Annotated in this window: 18 protein-coding genes; 11 read left to right on the top strand and 7 right to left on the bottom strand. The window is 61.4% G+C overall.

What is annotated here, in order from left to right:
- Positions 1-70: 70 nt before the first annotated feature.
- A complete protein-coding gene (locus tag B208_RS0120490; RefSeq protein WP_007980797.1) occupies positions 71-493 on the bottom strand; it encodes a GtrA family protein in 423 nt (140 codons plus the stop codon).
- A gap of 154 nt (positions 494-647) precedes the next feature.
- Here B208_RS0120490 and B208_RS0120485 point away from each other — a divergent pair, with 154 nt between their 5' ends.
- Both B208_RS0120485 and B208_RS0120480 read left to right on the top strand, forming a co-directional pair.
- Entirely contained in the window at positions 648-965 is a 318-nt protein-coding gene (locus B208_RS0120485; protein WP_007980799.1) for a thiamine-binding protein, read from the top strand.
- A gap of 107 nt (positions 966-1,072) precedes the next feature.
- Complete coding sequence (locus B208_RS0120480; protein ID WP_007980801.1) at positions 1,073-1,930, top strand: hypothetical protein; 858 nt, start codon at positions 1,073-1,075, stop codon at positions 1,928-1,930.
- 221 nt (positions 1,931-2,151) lie between these two features.
- Here B208_RS0120480 and B208_RS0120470 read toward each other — a convergent pair whose 3' ends face one another.
- Positions 2,152-2,814, bottom strand: a complete 663-nt coding sequence (locus tag B208_RS0120470; RefSeq protein WP_007980805.1) for a hypothetical protein — start codon at positions 2,812-2,814, stop codon at positions 2,152-2,154.
- Positions 2,811-3,407, bottom strand: a complete 597-nt coding sequence (locus B208_RS0120465; RefSeq protein ID WP_026177983.1) for a hypothetical protein — start codon at positions 3,405-3,407, stop codon at positions 2,811-2,813. Before B208_RS0120465 ends, B208_RS0120470 begins: the two co-directional genes overlap by 4 nt.
- 611 nt (positions 3,408-4,018) lie before the next feature.
- Here B208_RS0120465 and B208_RS0120455 point away from each other — a divergent pair.
- Both B208_RS0120455 and B208_RS0120450 read left to right on the top strand, forming a co-directional pair.
- Entirely contained in the window at positions 4,019-4,384 is a 366-nt protein-coding gene (locus B208_RS0120455; RefSeq protein ID WP_232423893.1) for an SHOCT domain-containing protein, read from the top strand.
- A 302-nt stretch (positions 4,385-4,686) separates the two neighbouring features.
- Positions 4,687-5,259 carry a hypothetical protein gene (locus B208_RS0120450; RefSeq protein ID WP_007980813.1) on the top strand — a complete coding sequence of 191 codons (573 nt, stop codon included), beginning with the start codon at positions 4,687-4,689 and terminating at the stop codon, positions 5,257-5,259.
- Positions 5,260-5,280: 21 nt separating this feature from the next.
- Here B208_RS0120450 and B208_RS0120445 read toward each other — a convergent pair whose 3' ends face one another.
- Positions 5,281-5,829, bottom strand: a complete 549-nt coding sequence (locus B208_RS0120445; RefSeq protein ID WP_018129105.1) for a hypothetical protein — start codon at positions 5,827-5,829, stop codon at positions 5,281-5,283.
- 127 nt (positions 5,830-5,956) lie between these two features.
- Between B208_RS0120445 and B208_RS0120440 the strand changes: the two genes are divergently transcribed.
- From B208_RS0120440 to B208_RS0120425, 4 genes are all read left to right on the top strand, one after another.
- Positions 5,957-6,370, top strand: coding sequence for a winged helix-turn-helix domain-containing protein (locus B208_RS0120440; RefSeq protein ID WP_007980817.1), 414 nt, complete (start codon positions 5,957-5,959; stop codon positions 6,368-6,370).
- Between the two features lie 197 nt (positions 6,371-6,567).
- Positions 6,568-7,929: an NAD-dependent succinate-semialdehyde dehydrogenase gene (locus B208_RS0120435; protein ID WP_007980819.1), complete on the top strand. Its 1,362-nt coding sequence runs from the start codon at positions 6,568-6,570 to the stop codon at positions 7,927-7,929.
- 252 nt (positions 7,930-8,181) lie between these two features.
- The gene (locus tag B208_RS0120430; RefSeq protein WP_007980821.1) at positions 8,182-9,564 is read left to right on the top strand and encodes an aspartate aminotransferase family protein; all 1,383 of its coding nucleotides are present in this window, start codon (positions 8,182-8,184) and stop codon (positions 9,562-9,564) included.
- A 49-nt stretch (positions 9,565-9,613) separates the two neighbouring features.
- Entirely contained in the window at positions 9,614-10,003 is a 390-nt protein-coding gene (locus B208_RS0120425) for a Rid family detoxifying hydrolase (protein ID WP_007980823.1), read from the top strand.
- Between the two features lie 10 nt (positions 10,004-10,013).
- On the opposite strand, the gene B208_RS0120420 is transcribed toward B208_RS0120425, so the two are convergent.
- Positions 10,014-10,667, bottom strand: coding sequence for a hypothetical protein (locus B208_RS0120420; protein WP_007980825.1), 654 nt, complete (start codon positions 10,665-10,667; stop codon positions 10,014-10,016).
- A 527-nt stretch (positions 10,668-11,194) separates the two neighbouring features.
- Here B208_RS0120420 and B208_RS0120410 point away from each other — a divergent pair.
- Entirely contained in the window at positions 11,195-12,829 is a 1,635-nt protein-coding gene (locus tag B208_RS0120410) for a BCCT family transporter (protein WP_007980827.1), read from the top strand.
- Between the two features lie 78 nt (positions 12,830-12,907).
- Positions 12,908-14,272, top strand: a complete 1,365-nt coding sequence (locus B208_RS0120405; RefSeq protein WP_007980829.1) for an aminotransferase class III-fold pyridoxal phosphate-dependent enzyme — start codon at positions 12,908-12,910, stop codon at positions 14,270-14,272.
- Between the two features lie 59 nt (positions 14,273-14,331).
- Here B208_RS0120405 and ilvA read toward each other — a convergent pair whose 3' ends face one another.
- Positions 14,332-15,606, bottom strand: a complete 1,275-nt coding sequence (ilvA, locus tag B208_RS0120400; RefSeq protein ID WP_007980832.1) for a threonine ammonia-lyase — start codon at positions 15,604-15,606, stop codon at positions 14,332-14,334.
- Positions 15,603-16,883 (bottom strand): amidohydrolase, encoded by a 1,281-nt coding sequence (locus B208_RS0120395; protein ID WP_007980833.1) that lies wholly within the window; start codon positions 16,881-16,883, stop codon positions 15,603-15,605. Before B208_RS0120395 ends, ilvA begins: the two co-directional genes overlap by 4 nt.
- 129 nt (positions 16,884-17,012) lie before the next feature.
- On the opposite strand from B208_RS0120395, the gene B208_RS0120390 reads away from it, so the two are divergent.
- Positions 17,013-17,984, top strand: a complete 972-nt coding sequence (locus B208_RS0120390) for a D-2-hydroxyacid dehydrogenase (protein WP_018129104.1) — start codon at positions 17,013-17,015, stop codon at positions 17,982-17,984.
- Positions 17,985-18,122 lie beyond the last annotated feature (138 nt).

Genomic DNA, 18,122 nt, shown 5'->3' with positions numbered 1-18,122 from the left:
GGTCACACCGGTCCGCGCTCGGTCTGAATCGGTCTCGAATCGTCGAATGCGGCGCTCGTTTCCTCCGCGTTCACCCCCACGTCCAACGGGCATCGAGAACGTACCGATAGACGCCGCTGATAGCGATGGCAAAGGCGTTGGCGATGAGATACAGAATATCCCCCGTGTTCACGAGGACGTAGAGGATGCCGAGTTGAATCGGGATGGCCGATCCACGGACGACGTTCGTTTTGAACAATCCAGTGAGGTAGTCGCTGGTCGTGGAGTTTCGGGACGCGTGGAACGTCCACGCGTTGTTGAGCGTATACTGAAATAGAATCGTGATCTCGATGGCTATCGACGCGCCAAACAGGTAATTGAGACCGGCTCTATCGACGAACATCCAGAGGAGGACCATCTGCACGCCCGCGGCGACGCTTCCGACGATTACGAAGCGTCGTAACTGTGGGAGCAGTGTGCCGCGCCGGAGGTCACGAAGGAACTCCCGAAGCATCTCTACATACACCAGTGGTTCAGACGGTGTATCCCTGTCGCTTCTCACTCGAGCGTTTCGGTCCGTGAAATCGACGGCGAATCGGGTATCACAGTGGACCAGTCCGATTCGACCATCACTCGATTATATTACCCGGGGATTCGAACGTCGAACTATGACCGTCACGGCAATGCTCACCGTCGCGCCGCTCGACGACGCGACCGCGGATTTCGACGCGGAAATCGCGAAGGCCATCGACGCGCTGGACGACTTCGACGTTCGGTACGAGACGCACCCGATGGAAACGACGATTCAGGCCGACGAACTGTCGGAGGTGTTCGCCGCGGCCCAGGCGGCGACGGAGGCCGTCGATGCGTCACGGACGCTGACGACGTTGAAGATAGACCACTTCCGAGAGGAGACGCTCGATGTAGACGAAAAGGTAGAACGCGTCGAGCAACACCTCCAGCGGCCCGCACGAAGCGACCGCTGAGCGGCGGAAATCCGAGATTCCGTTTCGGCCACCGAACTGACCCGGCGTTTCGAGGGAATCGTGATGTGAATCAGAAAGTATTCATGACGCTACTTATCAGATAATGTATGAGACGCCGCCAGTTCCTCGCAAACGGAGCCGCCCTTCTCTCCGTCTTCGTCGCCGGATGTGGCCATCCACCCGTCGTTCTGGATATGGACGACGCGACGGCGAACGATATCGCCGACGAAGTTTCGATGGCCCCCGAGCCCGATTCCGAAGAATATACGCTCGTCACGTCGGCTCGCGGGAACGGATCGGCGACGCGGAGCGGGCCGTACGAGCTGTTCGGCTCCACCAACACCGTCCGGATTGGAGACACCTTCTACGAGGTTTCGGAGACCCGGCTCGAAAGCGACGAGGCGACCGTTTACGATGTCCGCATCGATTTCGACCCGGACGATTCGACGCCGGAGCTCGGTGCGATAGAATACGACGACCTGCCAGCCGCGGACCGCAACCGCCTCGATTCCATCCCGTCCGAGGAAAACACGTCCGACAGAGAGCGACGCGATATCGGTATCCACTACGGAACCGCCGAGGAGGTGGGAAACGAATCGGTGTTCGTTCCGAGGCAACGGTACGACATCATCATCCGCGGCGAGAATCGATATCGGGTTGCAGTCGACACTCGAACGGTAACCGAAGCGGAGTACCGGTACGAGGTGACGGAGGTCGCACCTGACGTCGATACGTTCGCCGACCGGATTCGGGAGCGGTACTCGTTCGAACTTACGGACCTCTCCGACGCCGAACGTACGGTCGTCGAGGAAGCGACCGACGGAGGGTACTTCGAAGACGACGACGCCTTCCGGTCGGTGATCGACCGCATCCGAGGGCACGAGGGGATAGACGTGGCAGATACCTTTGGAACGTGGCTCGTCGAGTACGAACGCGCCGAGTATATCACCTACGCTGAATGGTGACGACCATCCTCGGCGATTTCGAGGCGAACGTGCCGACACCGGATGTCAGTGCGGAAGGTTCGAACGAACGTATGCCGGTCGGCGAAGAATCGCGCAATCCGCTACTGTGTGGTCCGTCCCTGTAATCCGCCTCGGTTTGTAGGAAGGACGATATCCGATCGAGTATCACCGAATCGTCGTGGAACTTCGACCGATGCGAATCGGGACGAGAGCGGCACCCGTTATCGATTCGGGGATTCGAATTTCGCTCGAAGTTGGTCGGAGAGGTCCGTCAAATGGGCGGTGCCAAAGACCGCGACGAGGAGTCCACCGATGGTATTGTAGAACAGGTCGAGAATCGTATCGTCCAACCCGTACTGGGTGAGCACCTTTCCGATGCCGACGAGGTTCGAGACGACGGCGACGTAGAACTCGATGAGTTCCCAGATGACGCCGAACGCCATCACGAACAGCAACAGATAGACGAACATGAACGTCGGTGGCATCGAGATGTACTCCGTGTGCTCTTCGAGCGCTCGTGTCACCGCGTATGCCACGCCAGCGACGAGCGACGACGACAGCGCGTGCGTCATGTGGTCCCACCACCACGTCGACTTGTAGGGACTGATGAAACCCAGCGCGGGCAACGAGAGGGTCCCGAGCGCGTGCAGGAACATCGCGAGCGTAATCCAGAGGACGATGCCGCCGTTCATCGTGATACTGTAGTTCCGGTCGAAAAACGCCGGGAGAAACGTGACGAGGAGTCCGACGCTCGCATTCACGGCGATACCGGCGTTCCCTTGCCAGAGGCCGACCGCTAAGATGCCGATTATCGCCGCTTGGAGGAGTCGAACCAACTGACTCTCCCGGCGCGCCGAGAGGCTGACGGGGGTGTGGAAACTCATGCGCCACGCTCCCGTGGTCGTTCGACGTTCGCGGCGAGCCGACGCCGGAAGTACAACCAGAAGAGCACACCAGCGGCGATGCCCGCAACGAACGTCGCGGTGAATATGGTCATGAGTTCGGTGTTCGTCTCGATGAACCTCGTCCCGAGATACGTCGCCGAGGCCGCCGACCCGACGGCCCAGAACCCGGCAGTCGCGAGCGTCACGATGACGGTGAAGACGACCGCGAACTGCGGCGTCATTCGGACCGCCGTCGTCAGTTCGAGTGCGACGACGACGAGCATCGCGAGGGTCGCAACGCTAATCCCGGTCACGATATCGTCGAGGAACACCGGCCGAGCCGTTGCAACAAAGAGCGGAAGCGATGCGACGAGGAGCAGTGGCCACGGAACCGTTCGGGTCCACGACCGGTAGACGACCGCGGGTGAAATAGCGACGAACGCCGCAATCGCGGCCATCGTCGCCTCGACGAACAGGATATTCAAGAAGCTCACGACGGCAATCGCAACGAAGACGACCACGAGAACCCACGCAATCGTCGCGTTCACTCGCGTATCTCTGATAAACCATTCTTCCGGAAGTGATTGACTCATCCCTCGTCCCCCCAAGAGAACACACGGCGATGAATTCAGTGCTCTAGTGGTTCCACCGTTATTGACGACCCGCATCGACTTATCTGTTGTACCGGTAGAGGGGGAAACAGACAGGGCGGTCTGTTTAATCGGCAGGTTTAGTTCCATATCGAACCCATGGTAATCCGTCCCGAAAGGGACGAGAACGTTTGTCAATCGCCGTGATGCGTCTGAAGACAGTGTGAAGCCGGACGAAATAACTCTCCACACTGTCTCTATCGCACAATACGTCCCTCGTGGTCACAAACGGTGAGACGCATCGATCATCGGTTCGGGCGTCGTCTCGACTTCGGTTGTCGTCGCGGCGGTCGGTTCGGTCATCCGCGCGGCACTACTGCCGGTATCGGTCTGCGAGGGTTGCTATCCGCTTGGTGCGAGCGAACTGTCTGTAACCTCTGGCGACGCTGTATCGAGCGATAGCGACGGGAAAACGCATAATCGATGTTCCGGTCATCGTTTCTGATTCGTCACATCTGACAGCAGTGTCGCGTTCTCGTTCTCAAACGATGGTAATCTGGCTTCGAATATAATTCGATAGACATCGTAGGAATAGATGTGAAGGTGAGCTACACATGACTCGTACACGTCGAATCGAAATTGGAACCGTGAGGCTGACTGCCATCGCGACGACGCTCGTCACCACCGCGACCGGAACCGTTGCCGCTCGCGCCACTGGCGCGATTGGCAGTGCACATATGTGGGACGGTGGCCATATGTGGGGCGATGGCTGGATGGCGGGTGCCGGTTCGATGGGCCTTTGGGGACTCCTCTGGATGGTACTCCTCGTCGCGGTTCCGCTCGCGCTCGTGTACTACCTGATGACTCGTCGCGTTCCCGAGGAATCGACCGACCCAGCGATGGAGACAGTCCGTGAGCGATATGCCCGCGGCGAAATCGACGACGAGGAGTTCGAGACGCTGCGCGCGAAGCTCACGTGAACGTCCCTTCCGTTTCGATGGGTCGCCTCTCGAACGGGACCCGTCGGCGACTCGTTCTCGAAACTTCGGATGCGAATCGCACGGAGTAGATACTCCGAGCGGGGCACTTCCGTCGGTCTCGAAAGCGACGTACGAGACCGTGGACGAGATTGCACCGATATCGTCCACGGCGAAGATTGCGAGCAGCCAGCGCTTGGAATCGGTGGGGTCGCATTTCCCACGCCGACCATCTGTGACGCGAAAACACGGCAGAGCACATAGTATTTGTGCAAAGCAACCTTCATCACTCGTGATTGAGAGCCGTGGCCGAGAGCAACCACCACCGGGCGGCGCGGGAGACGGAACGAGGAGTCAGGTACGCGATTCTCGCCGCGTTCGTCGTCGGCCTTCGCCGACGGAACCCCGGCGCAATCGTCAACGCGCTGGTCGCGTTCGCAGCGACGTATCTCCCCGATGCCATCGAACGCGAGTACGACATCACCTTCGGACCGTGGCAACGCGTCTATTCGGACGCCGCGATGCTGACCCACACCGTCGGAATGCTCGGCCCGTACGACGACGTGTGGTGGTGGGACCATCTCACTCACACGCATTCCGCGACACTCCTCGGCGGCCTCGTCTTCGTTACCGCTCGCCACAACGGACGCGACCCCCGTCCGCGCGTTCTGGCAGTCGTCGTCGGTCTCGGGGCTTTGTGGGAACTCATGGAGTATACGATTCACGCCGTCGCCGACCGCTTCGATCTCGAACCCATTCTCGTTTCCTACGGCAGATCGGATATCCTCCTCGACCTCCTGTTCGATCTCGTGGGTGCGGTGCTCGTCCTCGTATTTGGAGACCACTTTCTTCGAAACCTCTATCCAAATGCCGAGTGATTCCCGTCTTCGCGGGGAAGTTTACGGAAGCGACTCGGCCGCTTCGAGGAGTTCCGCGTCCGTCCGCCACCGATACAACCGTCCCTCTTTTTCGAAGAGGTCGAAGACGCCATCTTGCATCCATCCGAACGGATGCGTTTCGTCGTCGTACTCCCGTTTGAGAACGTGGCTCTTCGAGAAGAACTCCGTGGTACCGACGAGCAGGCCCTGTTCGACGAGGAAATCGCTCGGGTCCTTCTCTGCAACACCGACGAGGTACGTAACGAGGTCGGCGATGAGGCAGAATTTCTGGATGCTGTTGTCCCATTCGCCGCGAATATCGACCATCCGGAACGCGTAGGCGTCCTCCCGACGATTCAGACGGTCGGTCACGAGGTTCAACCGTCGAATCGGGTCTCTGTCGTAGTTTCCGAGGACGAAGTACGAGCGGTCGTTTTCGTAAACGGGTGTGAGCTCGGCCAGCGTCCGGACGATTTCCTCGTTGTCGGCCAGCGAAATCTCGTCCCGGTCGAGTCGAGCAGTTGCGCTCGTGAGAATACCCTCCGGAACCGGCGACTCTTCATCGGACATAGTACACGCACGTCGCGTGTTCAGCATAATATTTACGAAGTGATTTACCGAGTAAGGTATTCGAATTTACTCTGGAGTAATTTACTCCAGGGTAAACTACTTGTCGTGCCGGTGCGTAGCTTGCAGTATGAGTACCGATTTGGGAACGGGTGAGAGCACGGAGGCCCGTGAGTTGGTCCACTTCGTGACCCAACGGACCCGGTTCACACTGGTCACGAATATCCTACAGCACCCACGGCAACTCCCGTCGATGTACGAGCTCGAACAGCTCAACCCGAGCATCAGCGAGGCAACCGTCTACAAGCACGTTCAAAAGTTGATCGACGCGGGAATCGTAACGGAGGTCGCGCTGCCGGACGCACAGCGCCGCCAAGGCTATCCCTGGAAGTTCTACGGTCTGACCGACGAGGGCCGCGCATTTCTCGAAGACCACAACCTCCTCGAAGCCGAGGAGACGCTCCAACGCATCTACGAGACGATTACCGACAAACCCGAGAAGATGGTCAAGTACGAAAACGCCCCGCGACCCGACGACGGGTAATCGAACGCGGAATTCCGCGCTTTTTCATCCGGGATATCTCGAACGTATTCCGTCGGTGTAACGGTTTACTATCTTCGTCCGTCACGTATCGACCGCTATGGCACCGACGGGCGGCACCGAGCGCCGACCCGCCCCGGCGGTAGCTTTATGCCAGTTACGAACACAGCATTTGTAGACGTCATCAACGAAAAAGGACTATGAACGTCATCAATCCCGCAACCGGCAACCAGATCGAAACGTACGAAGACGAGGACATCACCGAGGCCAAGGCGGCACTCGACACCGCGACGGACGCGTTCGATTCGTGGCGAACCCGTCCGCTTCGGGAGCGCGAGGAGCTCCTCTCGGACGTTGCGGATATCCTCGGCGAGCGAAAACAGAAGTACGCTGAGCTGATGACGCGGGAGATGGGAAAACCCATCTCGCAGGCGAAAGCGGAAGTCGAGAAGTGCGAGTGGCTCTGTAACCACTACGCGGAACACGCGGACGCGTACCTCGCCGACGAGTATCACCCGAGTCCGGCCGGTTCCGCCGTGAAAACGTCGTACGAGCCGTTGGGAACCGTTCTAGCGGTGATGCCGTGGAACTTCCCGTTCTGGCAGGTGTTCCGCTTCGCGGCCCCGTACCTCACCGCGGGGAACGTCGGGATTCTGAAGCACGCCTCCAACGTGCCGGGGTGTGCGCTGGCCATCGAGGAGATATTCCGCGACGCGGGGTATCCCGAGGGCGTCTTCCAGTCCCTGCTCCTTCCCTCGTCGTCCGTCGAGGACCTGCTCGCCGACGACCGGGTGAAGGCGGCGACCCTCACCGGGAGCGGCCCCGCGGGTCGAGCCATCGCATCGACGGCCGGGGAACACCTCAAAAAGACCGTTCTCGAACTCGGCGGCAGCGACCCGTTCGTCGTGCTCGACGACGCGGACTTGGACGCGGCGGCGGAGACCGGCGCGTGGGCGCGCAATCAGAACGGCGGCCAGTCGTGTATCGCGGGGAAACGCTTCATCGTCCACGACGCGATATACGACGAGTTCATCGACCGACTCATCGACGAGTTCGACGCGCTGACTGTCGGCGACCCGATGGACGAAGACACCGACGTCGGCCCGCAGGCCCGCGCGGACCTGATGGAGGAACTCCACGAGCAGGTGACCGAGAGCGTGGACGCGGGCGCGACCGTCGAACTCGGCGGCGAACCGCTCGACCGCGAGGGTGCGTTCTATCCGCCGACGATTCTCACCGACGTCCCGGAGGGCTGTCCCGCGGACGCGGAGGAACTGTTCGGCCCCGTGGCATCCGTCTACCGCGTCGCCGACGAGGAGGACGCGATTACGAAGGCGAACGACACGGAGTTCGGCCTCGGCGCGAGCATCTGGACGGAAGACCGGGAGCGCGGCGAACGACTCACCCACGAAATCGACGCGGGCTGCGTGTACGTCAACCAACTCGTGAAATCGGATCCGCGGGTTCCGTTCGGCGGCGTCAAGGAATCCGGCTACGGGCGCGAACTCTCCGAAATCGGCATTCAGGAGTTCGTCAACCGAAAGACCATCTGGGTCGAATAGCGAATCCCATCTTTCCCGTCGAATCGTCACTCGAACGGTCGTTTCTACTCTCGAGGTAGGTGGACGAACGGAGCCGTTTCTCCGGCCCGCGCATCTTCTACAGTGGATAATTCCTGCGAGTAAATATCAATTGACTGTCTTTATTGCCTCTCAGTACGAAAACCGTGTACGGGCCTCGAATTCAGATTTCGTTTATGCCGCATATAGAAATCGTGGACAACTTATTTATAATTCTTTCACATGGTATCCCATATGACGGCGAGTCCACCGATAGACGAACTCCATTTCGAGGACGCACCGGACGTCGGAACCGTTCCGGGACCGAACACGCGGGAATTGCTGGACAAACAACGCGACATCGACAGCAGCGCGGTTTCGTACCCGGAGGACATTCCGATAGCCTTCGAATCGGGCAAGGGTGCGACGGTTCGTGACGCGGACGGGAACACGTACATCGACATGTTCGCCGGCATCGGCGTGCTGAACGTGGGACACGCCAACCCGTACGTTCTCGATGCGGTGCACGAACAGGCGGACAAACTCGTCCACACCGTGGACTTTCCGAGCGAGGCGCGCCTCGATCTCATCGAGAAGCTCGACGAAATCGCGCCCGGGGCGCTTCAGGGCAACAACAAGTTCGTCTTCGGCGGCCCGACCGGGAGCGACGCCATCGAGGCCGCGATAAAGCTCGCCAAGTACAACACGGGCGGCGACGGCCTCATCGCATTTCGGGGGGCGTACCACGGCGCGACCAGCGGCGCGATGAGCCTCACCGGAAACAAGGGTTTCAAGGGCGATTACACGCCCCTCCTCTCGGACGTCGTTCACGCGCCCTATCCCCATCCGTTCGGACAGGACAAGACGCCGGAGGAAGCGGTCGACCACGCGCTCGAAGAGGTTCGAGCCATCCTCGAAGACCCCTACGGCGGGCTGGCGAACCCGGCGGGTATCTTCGTCGAACCGATTCAGGGCGAGGGCGGCATCATCACGCCGCCGGAAGGGTTCCTTACCGGGCTTCGGGAAATCGCCGACGACAACGACGTGGTGCTCGTGTTCGACGAGATTCAGAGCGGCCTCGGCCGCACCGGGCAGTGGTGGGCCAGCGAGTGGTACGACGTCACGCCGGACGTGATGACGACGGCAAAGGCGCTCGGCGGCGTCGGGTTCCCGCTCTCGGGAACGATGTACCACGAGGACCTCGACACGTGGGGGTCGGGCGACCACGCGGGCACCTACCGCGGGCACGTCGTGGCGATGCGGGCCGGAACGCGCGCCATCGAGTACATTCAAGACCACGACCTGCTGGCGCACGGCCGCGACCTCGGCGAGTACGTCCGCGGCCGACTGAACGAGGCCGCGACCGAGACCGGCAGCATCGGCGAGGTTCGCGGAAAAGGGCTGTTCGTCGGCGCGGAGTTCGTGGACGCGGACGGAAACCCGGACGGTGAAACCGTCGACGCGATTCAACAGTACTGCTACGAACAGGGCGTTCTCGTGTGGAAGGCCGGACGCCACGGCAACGTCCTCCGCCTCCTCCCGCCGCTGGTCCTCACGGAGGAACTGGCCGAAATCGCGATGGACGTCATCGTCGAGGCCGTCCGGGAAGTGACCGCGGAACGGCAGGCGACCGCGTAGAACGAACCTTCGACCGACTCTTCGAACCTTCGAACGATTTCGAACCATCATGAGTGATACCGACCGAATCATCACGGACGAGGCACCGCGTAACAAGAATCCGTATTCACAAGGCGTTCACGCGGGTGACACGCTGTACGTTTCCGGGTACGGTCCCGTTGACCCCGAAACCGGTGACGATATCGAGGGCGACATCCGAACGCAGACCGAGCGCGTGTTGGATAACATCGCCGCCGTCGTCGATGAGGCGGGCGGCGACGGTCTCGACGACGTTGTAAAAACGACCGTCTATCTGACCGACCTCGACGACTACGATGCGGTCAACGACGCGTACGGCGCACGGGTTCCCGGCACCCCACCGGCGCGGGTCTGCGTCGAAGTCGCACGGCTTCCGGGTGACGTGCGGGTCGAAATGGACGCTATCGCGTACCTCGGCTGACTCGATACCATCAGTCGTTCAACTCTTCGACGCGCTGGTCGCGCTGTTCCGCCGCGGCGTTGACCTTCTCGATGAACGAGTGCATCTGTTCTTTCATCTCCGAGCGCATGGACGTGGCGGAGAACTCGTCGGATTCGGTGAGGAGGCGGATGAACGCGCGGAGTTCCTCGTCGGTTATCTCCTCGAAGTCGCCGAATTCGAGTTTGTCGATGACCTCGTCCACGTCTATTTGACCGACCGGTTCGACGTTGAAATCCACCGTGACCATGCGGTAGTCCGACCCCGCCAGTTCCTGTTCGGCCTCGTTGACGCCTTGGGCGAGCATGTCCTTGAACGGGGTGTAGTAGCCCATCGTCCCGAGATGGAGGAACGCGAGCATGTCGGTGATTCCCTGCGTGTAGGCGTCCCTCGCGTCGTCGTCGGGGTTGAAGACCGTCTCCCGGTCACGGTCTTCGAGGTGTTCGAAGAGAAGAGTAAAGTCGAGAATGGCGTTCCGGAGGCGACGGCGAATCCGATTTCGCTTCTGCTTTTTGGAGTGCTCCGTGTAGTCGGACTTTCGCCCGATAAGGAACTCCCTGTCGCTCGGCGTGAGGATGCCTCGGTCCCGATCTGCGGAGTAGGCGAGGTCGTATCTCGCCTCGCGCTCGGATGGTTCATCACTCATAAACGGAAATTGTGTACGACAGCGATTAAGGGTTACGAAGGTGCGGTTTTCGGGCCCCGATTCGGAACGGCGAGAAAACCGGCTTTATCCTCGGTAAGTACGGGAGTAACCCCGATTAGCTCTTCACCACCGCGAGTTTCGAACGGGAATGGCCCCGTTGTCGAATTCCTTCTGGGAGAACGGCCACCATCCATTTTCCATAAAGCATGTTATACCATCACATATCTTATAACTGTTGTAGTCGTACACAGATAACGTTCTCACGTCAATCTTATAAACATATACTGTATGCGCTAGCATCAATATCCGTAATATTTATCACCGTCATTCACGATGCATGCTATGTATGCCACCATACACCATGGCTATTGCCATCAATTATCATCCATGAGACACAAATCACACGGCCGTTACGGGAAGGACGGATTGACCATCGTGGACGGGGGAATGACCGTTCGGCGACCGAAGACGACGAATACCGGGTCGAAAACACAGCCGTCGGCCCGACGGCTGGGGGGTGGGTTCGAATGAGCAACTCCGACGACCAGGGTGCAATCGCCGAGTTCCGCGAGGAAATCGAACCGACCATCTTCGGGGCCGGTGCGGCGGTCACGCTCATCTTCGTCGCCGCGTTCGTGTTGAACCCGGCCGACTCGTACGAGTTCGTCGAGGGAATACAGTTCTGGATTCTGGAGTACTTCAACTGGTACTTCCTCATCGTGATGTTGGCCTTCGTCCTCTTCCTCGCGTTCCTCATCTTCGGCCCGTGGGGGAAACTCCGGTTGGGCGACGAAGAACCCGAGTACAGCTATCTCTCGTACTTCGCCATGATGTATTCGGCCGGACTCGCGGCGGGCATCGTCTTCTGGGGACCCGCCGAGGCGCTCACTCATTACGGGAGCGTGCCGCCGCTTTACAACGTTCCGGACCAGTCGGCAGCGGCAATGCCCATCGCGGTGCAGTACGCCATTTTCCACTGGAGTCTCACCCAGTGGTCGTGTTTCACGGTGATGGGACTCGCCATCGGCTACTTCGTCTACAACTACGACGCCCCGCTCAGGGTGTCGGCGGTGTTGACGCCGATACTCGGTGCCGACAACGTCGACGGACCGATAGGGAAGGCCGTCGACATCCTCGCCGTCTTCGCAACGCTGGGCGGCGTCGCCACGTCGTTGGGGTTCGTCGGAAGCCAGTTCATCACAGGACTCGATTTCCAGTGGGGTATCGAACTCGGAGACGTGGGGACCATTCTAGTCATCACCGGCATGACGGTCATCTTCACTGCTTCGCTCGTACTCGGGGTCAACAAGGGCATCAGGTGGCTGTCGAACTTCAACATGGTTTTGTTCTTCCTCGTGATGGTCGCCACGCTCATCTTCGGCCCGACGTTCCGCATCCTCGAACTCGGGTCACAGGCGTTCGGTCGGTTCGTCACCGATTTCTTCAGGATGAGCCTCTTTACCGAAGCGGCCCAACCTCACAGCTATGACAAGTGGGTGAACAAGTGGACCGTCTTCTACTGGTTGTGGCCCCTCGCGTGGTCGCCGTTCGCAGGGTTGTTTATCGCCCGCATCTCGCGCGGCCGGAGCGTCCGCGAAGTCGCGTTCGCCGGAATCGGCGCAACGTCGATGGCCACCGTTCCGTGGTTCATCATCGTCGGCGGGACGGCCGTCACGATGCAGAACACGGGCGTCGCACAAATCCTCGGCCCCATCGGCCAGTACGACGAGTCGGTCGCTGGATTCGTCCTGTTCAACGCGGTTCCGGTCATCGGACCGCTTCTCCTCGCCGCGTTCCTCATCCTCGTGACGACGTTCTTCGTCACCTCCGCCGACTCCTCGACGCTGGCGGTGTCGATGATAACGACCGGCGGAAAGGAACACCCCTCCTCTATCAACCGCATCTTCTGGGCGGTGCTTCAGGGGACAGTCGCGTCCATTCTCATGGTGGTCGGTGGTGTCGATGCGCTCCAATCCGCGTCCATCATCACAGGTGCACCCTTCGCCGTCGTCTGTCTGCTCGCCATGCTCGGACTCGTGAAAACGTTCCAGGAGGAATCCGGTGGCATCCTCCTCCAGGACCGCACGAAACTCATCGGCGCGCCGACGGTACGGGAGGAATCGACGGACGGGGCGAATGTGGCCGGTCAAGACGACGACTGACCGGCCACCCGACCGACAACCATCGTCCAATCCTGCAACGACAACAAGTTTTAATAACGCAATATACGAACATTGTGTATGGATAGGGACACGGCGAATCCCGAGGTGGCCACGCTCCCCGGTCCGAACGCACAGCAGTGGATCGACTTTCATCACGAGCACTCCGCGCCGAGCGAGTTCTCACACGAGTTCGTCTGGGACGTGACGGGCGAGGCGGACGGCCCGTTCGTCACCGACGTCGACGGCAACGTCCTGCTCGATTTTACCTGCCACATCGGCGCGGCACCGCTCGGCTACAACAACGAGAAGATTCTGGACAAACTGCGCGAGTTCTCGCTCGTCGAACCGATGAAGGTCGCCGGACAGGACATGTACTTCGGCGCGGGACCGGACCCGGAAACGGCGGAATTCCCCGCGTCGAGCCACCTTGTCGAGAAACTCGTCGATGTTTCCAGTCAGTACGGCATGGACACCGTCTTCCTCTCGAACTCCGGGGCCGAGGCCATGGAGAACGCGATGAAGATAACCCACGACCACAAGCCCGCCGCCAAGTACGCCTACACGTTCGACGGGAGTTTTCACGGACGAACGCTCGGGACCCTCTCATTGACTCGTTCGAACGAGGTGTACACGCGCCACTACCCGGAAATCGGCGGCGTTCGGATGGTCCCGTTCTGCGAGGCGTCCGGCGACACCGACGACGCTTGTGACTGTGGCTTTTTCACCGAGAACGGCTCACAGCTACGGAACGCGCTCCAACCGGAAGGCGGCCACGTCAACCCCGACGAAGTGGCGTTCGTCACCATCGAACCGATTCAGGGAGTGGGGGGCTATCGGTTCCCGAACACCGAATTCATGGCCGAAATCGACGACGTGTGCGAGACGTACGACATCCCGCTCGTCGTCGACGAAATCCAGTCCGGCGTGGGTCGCACGGGCGAGATGTGGGCGTCCGACCACTACCCCATCGAACCCGACGTCATCGCCAGCGCGAAGGCGCTTCGAACCGGCGCGACAATCTCGCGGTCGGACCTCTTCCCGTCCGAGAAGAACCGTCTGGGGTCGACGTTCGGCGGCGGCGACCTCCTCGCGTCGATGCAGGGCGCGTTCACGCTCGAAGCCATCGAGGAGTACGACCTGCTCGACAACGCGACGGAACGCGGCAGGCAAGCTAAGGAGTTGCTCCGCGATGGCGCACCGGCACACGTCGATGACGTGCGCGGAAAAGGGCTGATGCTCGCCGTGGAGTTCGATACCGCGGACCGACGCGATGATGTCGTCCGCGAAGCGCTGAAACGCGGACTCCTCACCCTCGGCTGTGGGTCGAAGACAATCCGGCTCCTCCCGCCGCTGGACTCGACAGAGCGCGAAATCGAACTCGGCGTCGGCATCCTGAACGAAGCCATCGAGGCGGCGGGAACGCCGTCCGCGAAACCGGCCTAAAAGGTTCGAACCGAATTCCGGCGGTCGAATCGCCGCCCGACGACGATTTGCGACCGACTTCACCCGTCCAACGGACCGTTCTCCACCGCGATGCCGTCCCGGTCGTCCAGCGCGTCGAACACCGTCGAAAGATGGTCCCGTCCGCCTCCCGCCACGCCGATGGTCACCGGCGTTCGATTCGGGTCGTCCGCGTCGGTTCGGCGCGCCCGCTCCAGTTCCTCCAGTTCCGCGCCGTGTCGTTCGAGGGTTTCAGTGAGCGCGTCGAGTCCGCTCGGCCAGTCCGCGACCGAGAGGCGAGCCTCCGCGTACCGGCCGAGTCGCATCAAACCGGAGCGGGTACGCTCGGCGTGGTCGGAGAGGTTCACGTTGCCCCCGGAGACGATTACCGCGACGTGTTCGTTCGTGACGTCCACCGCGCCGGAGAGCAGCGCCGCGAGCGGCGCTGCGCCAGCGGTTTCCGCGACCGTTTTCGCCCGCTCGGCGAGGAGCGCGACGGCGACGCTCATCTCGCGGTCGCTGACGCTCACCACGTCGTCCACTCGCTCGCGGATGACGGCGAAGGTCTTGTCGAGCAGTCGAGTGTCGGCGATGCCTTCGGCCACGGTGTCCACGCCCGACAGTTCGTGGATTTCGTCTCGTTCGAGCGACGGCTTGGCGTGGAACGCGCCCTCCGGTTGCACGCCGACGACACGGATGTCCGGGTCGTGCGCCTTGAGAACGGTTGCGATTCCCGAAATCAGGCCGCCGCCGCCGATGGAGACGAGGACGGTATCCAGTTCCGGATACTGGTCGAGCAGTTCGAGGCCGACGGTTCCCTGTCCCGCGATTATCTCCTCGTCGTTGAACGGGTGGACGAATCGCAACCCCTCCTCGTCCGCGAGTTCGAGGGCGTGCTCGTAGGACCGTTCGTAGATATCGCCTTCGACGAGGACTTCCGCGCCGTATCCTCTGGTCGCTTCTATCTTCGCGGAGGGGGTCACCTCGGGGACGACGATGGTCGTGTCGATGCCGAGCAATCCCCCGGCAAAGGCGACGCCCTGCGCGTGATTGCCCGCGCTCGACGCGACGACGCCGCGCTCGCGCTCAGACGACGACAACTGCGCCATCGTGTTGTACGCGCCGCGACTCTTGAACGACCCCGTTCGTTGCATGTTCTCCAGTTTGAGGCCCACAGAGGCCGCCCCGCTTCGCTCCGCGAACGTCGTCGAGCGGTCGAGCGGCGTCCGGTGAATCACGCCGTCGAGACGCGTTCGAGCGGCGTTCACGTCGTTCACGCCCACGATATCGTCGGCGGACGGGTACACGTCCTGGTCGTTCGTCCGTTCGGAGTTCACGCTTCGGTCCCCGGGACGGAACGGATGGATTCGACCAACACGTCCACGCCGATTTCGAGGCTCCGTTCGTCGACGTCGAACGTCGGCGTGTGATGGCTCGTCGGGTGGTCGGTGCCGACGATGAGATACGTGGCGAGACCGCCGTTCTCCTGTACCCGTCGCATCAGGAACGTGGCGTCCTCGCTCGCGCCGAAGTCCGCGGCCGGGAGGACCGACTCGACGCCATCGGCGTCGCGGGCGACGTTCGCCACGACGTCGGCGAGTTCGGGGTCGCTGTCCGCGCGGGGGGATTTACTCCGCACGTCAATGTCAACGTCACAGCCGTGCATCTCGGCGGCGGTTTCGAGCGTCCGGTTCAGGCGGGATTGCATGTACTCCATGAGTTCGGTCGTCTCGCCGCGCGCCTCCGCTTCGATGTGTGCGAAATCGGCGATGACGTTGCTCGACGTCCCGGCTTCCGCCCATCCGAGGTTGACGCGGGTCATCCCGTCCTCGTGCCGCGGAATCGCGTAGGCGTTCTGGATGGCGGTTCCGAGCGCCTGCATCGCGTTATCGCCGTCCTGCGGCGCTTTTCCGGCGTGTGCGGAGGTCCCCTCGAACGTCACGTCGACGTGGCACATGGCGAGCGGTCGCTCGATTCCGGCGACGACCTCGCCGGTCGGATGGTCCAATCCGACGTGGACGGCAAAGAGGTAATCGAGGTCGTCGGCGAACCGACTCTCCGCCATCGGGTGGCCGCCACCCGACACCTCCTCGGCGGGTTGGAAGAAGACGACGAGCGTCCCCTCGAAGTCGCTCTCCGCGATGGCTTCGAGCGTCGCCAACCCCCACGTCATGTGGGAGTCGTGACCGCAGGCGTGCATCGTCCCGTCCCCTTCGGAACTGAACTCCTCGGCGACGGGTACGTGGTCGTCGTCCGTCGATTCCTCGATGAACAGGCCGTCGATGTCCACCCGTAGGCCGACCGTCGGTCCTGACCCTCGATTCAGGACCGCAACGACCCCAGTGTTTCCACCCTCCATGCTGTCGAGAAGTTCGGGGTCGGCACCGCGTTCGCGGGCGCGCTCGGACCACTCCTCGATGTCCTCGGCGTCTGGGACGGCCATCCTGTCGTCGCTGTCGTACGCCTCCGTGCCGACGGCGAGTTCGTCGACGCCGACCTCCCGAATCTCCTCAACGAGTCGATGCGTCGTGTAGAACTCGCGCCACGCCGGTTCCGGGTACCGATGAAACTCCCGCCGCACGTCGGCGAGTCGGTCGCGTATTGGTTCCGCCATGCGTGGTACTGGCACGCCCAACCACTTAATTGTAAACGCAATTCGTTGACAGCGACTACACAAAAGGACTAAGTTGGGGCCTGACAATCGTTCGACCGTCGATTCGCGTCAGCAGACGCGGTGGTGCACATGAGTGAAAACCCGGATATCGTCGTCCTCCGCGAGGGGACCGAAGGACTCTCGATGGAATCGTACGCAGAGGCGTTGCGCGAACGTCTCCCCGACCGAACCGTCGTTCACGCTCGGACGCCGAAGATGGAGCGCGAACTCGTCGCGGATGCCCGAGTCGTCACCGGCATCACCGTGGACGAAGCGCTGCTCGCCCGCGCCGACCGACTCGAACTGTTCGCGTGTACGTTCGCGGGCACCGACCACGTTCCCATGGACGTACTCGCGGAACGCGGCGTCGCGGTGACGAACGCGGGGGGCATCCACGCGCCCGGCATCGCCGAGCAGGCTGTCGGCAACATGCTCGTCTTCTCCCGCCGTCTGCACGAGGGATGGCGACGCAAGCGGCGCTCCGAGTGGCGGCATTTCCAATCCGGGGAACTCACCGGGAGCACCGTCACCGTCATCGGTCTCGGGTCCATCGGACAGGCGGTCACCCAACGTCTTCAGGGGTTCGAGGTAGAGACCATCGGCGTTCGGTACACGCCGGAGAAAGGCGGCCCGACAAACGAAGTGGTCGGCTTCGACGAGGACGCCATCCACGACGCCCTCTCTCGCAGTCGGTACGTCGTCGTCGCCTGTCCGCTCACGGAGGCGACGCGCGGCCTCATCGGGGAGTCGGAGCTCGCGACGATGCCGACGGACGCCGTTCTCGTCAACACCGCTCGCGGCCCAATCGTCGATACCGACGCACTGGTCGCCGCGCTCCGGTCGAACAAGATTCGCGGGGCGGCGCTCGACGTGACCGACCCCGAACCCCTCCCGGCCGACCATCCGCTATGGGACTTGGAGAACTGCCTCATCACGCCGCACACCGGCGGACACACGCCGCTCCACTGGGACCGGCTCGCCGATATCGTTGCAGGGAACCTCGAACGCCTCGAAACGGGCGAACCGTTGGAAAATCAGGTCCTCACGCCGGAACCGAACTGAATCACATCTCCCGTTGACGGTCCTCCTTTCCGATTCACCACACCTCTTTCCGATTCACCACACCTCTTTCCGATTCACCACACCTCTTTCCGATTCACCACACCTCTTTCCGATTCACCACACCTCTTTCCGATTCTT

It is taken from the genome of Haladaptatus paucihalophilus DX253 (genome assembly GCF_000376445.1).
Lineage (GTDB): Archaea > Halobacteriota > Halobacteria > Halobacteriales > Haladaptataceae > Haladaptatus > Haladaptatus paucihalophilus.
The sequence above is the reverse complement of the archived record's forward strand: the minus strand, read 5'-3'. Positions and strand labels throughout refer to the sequence as shown.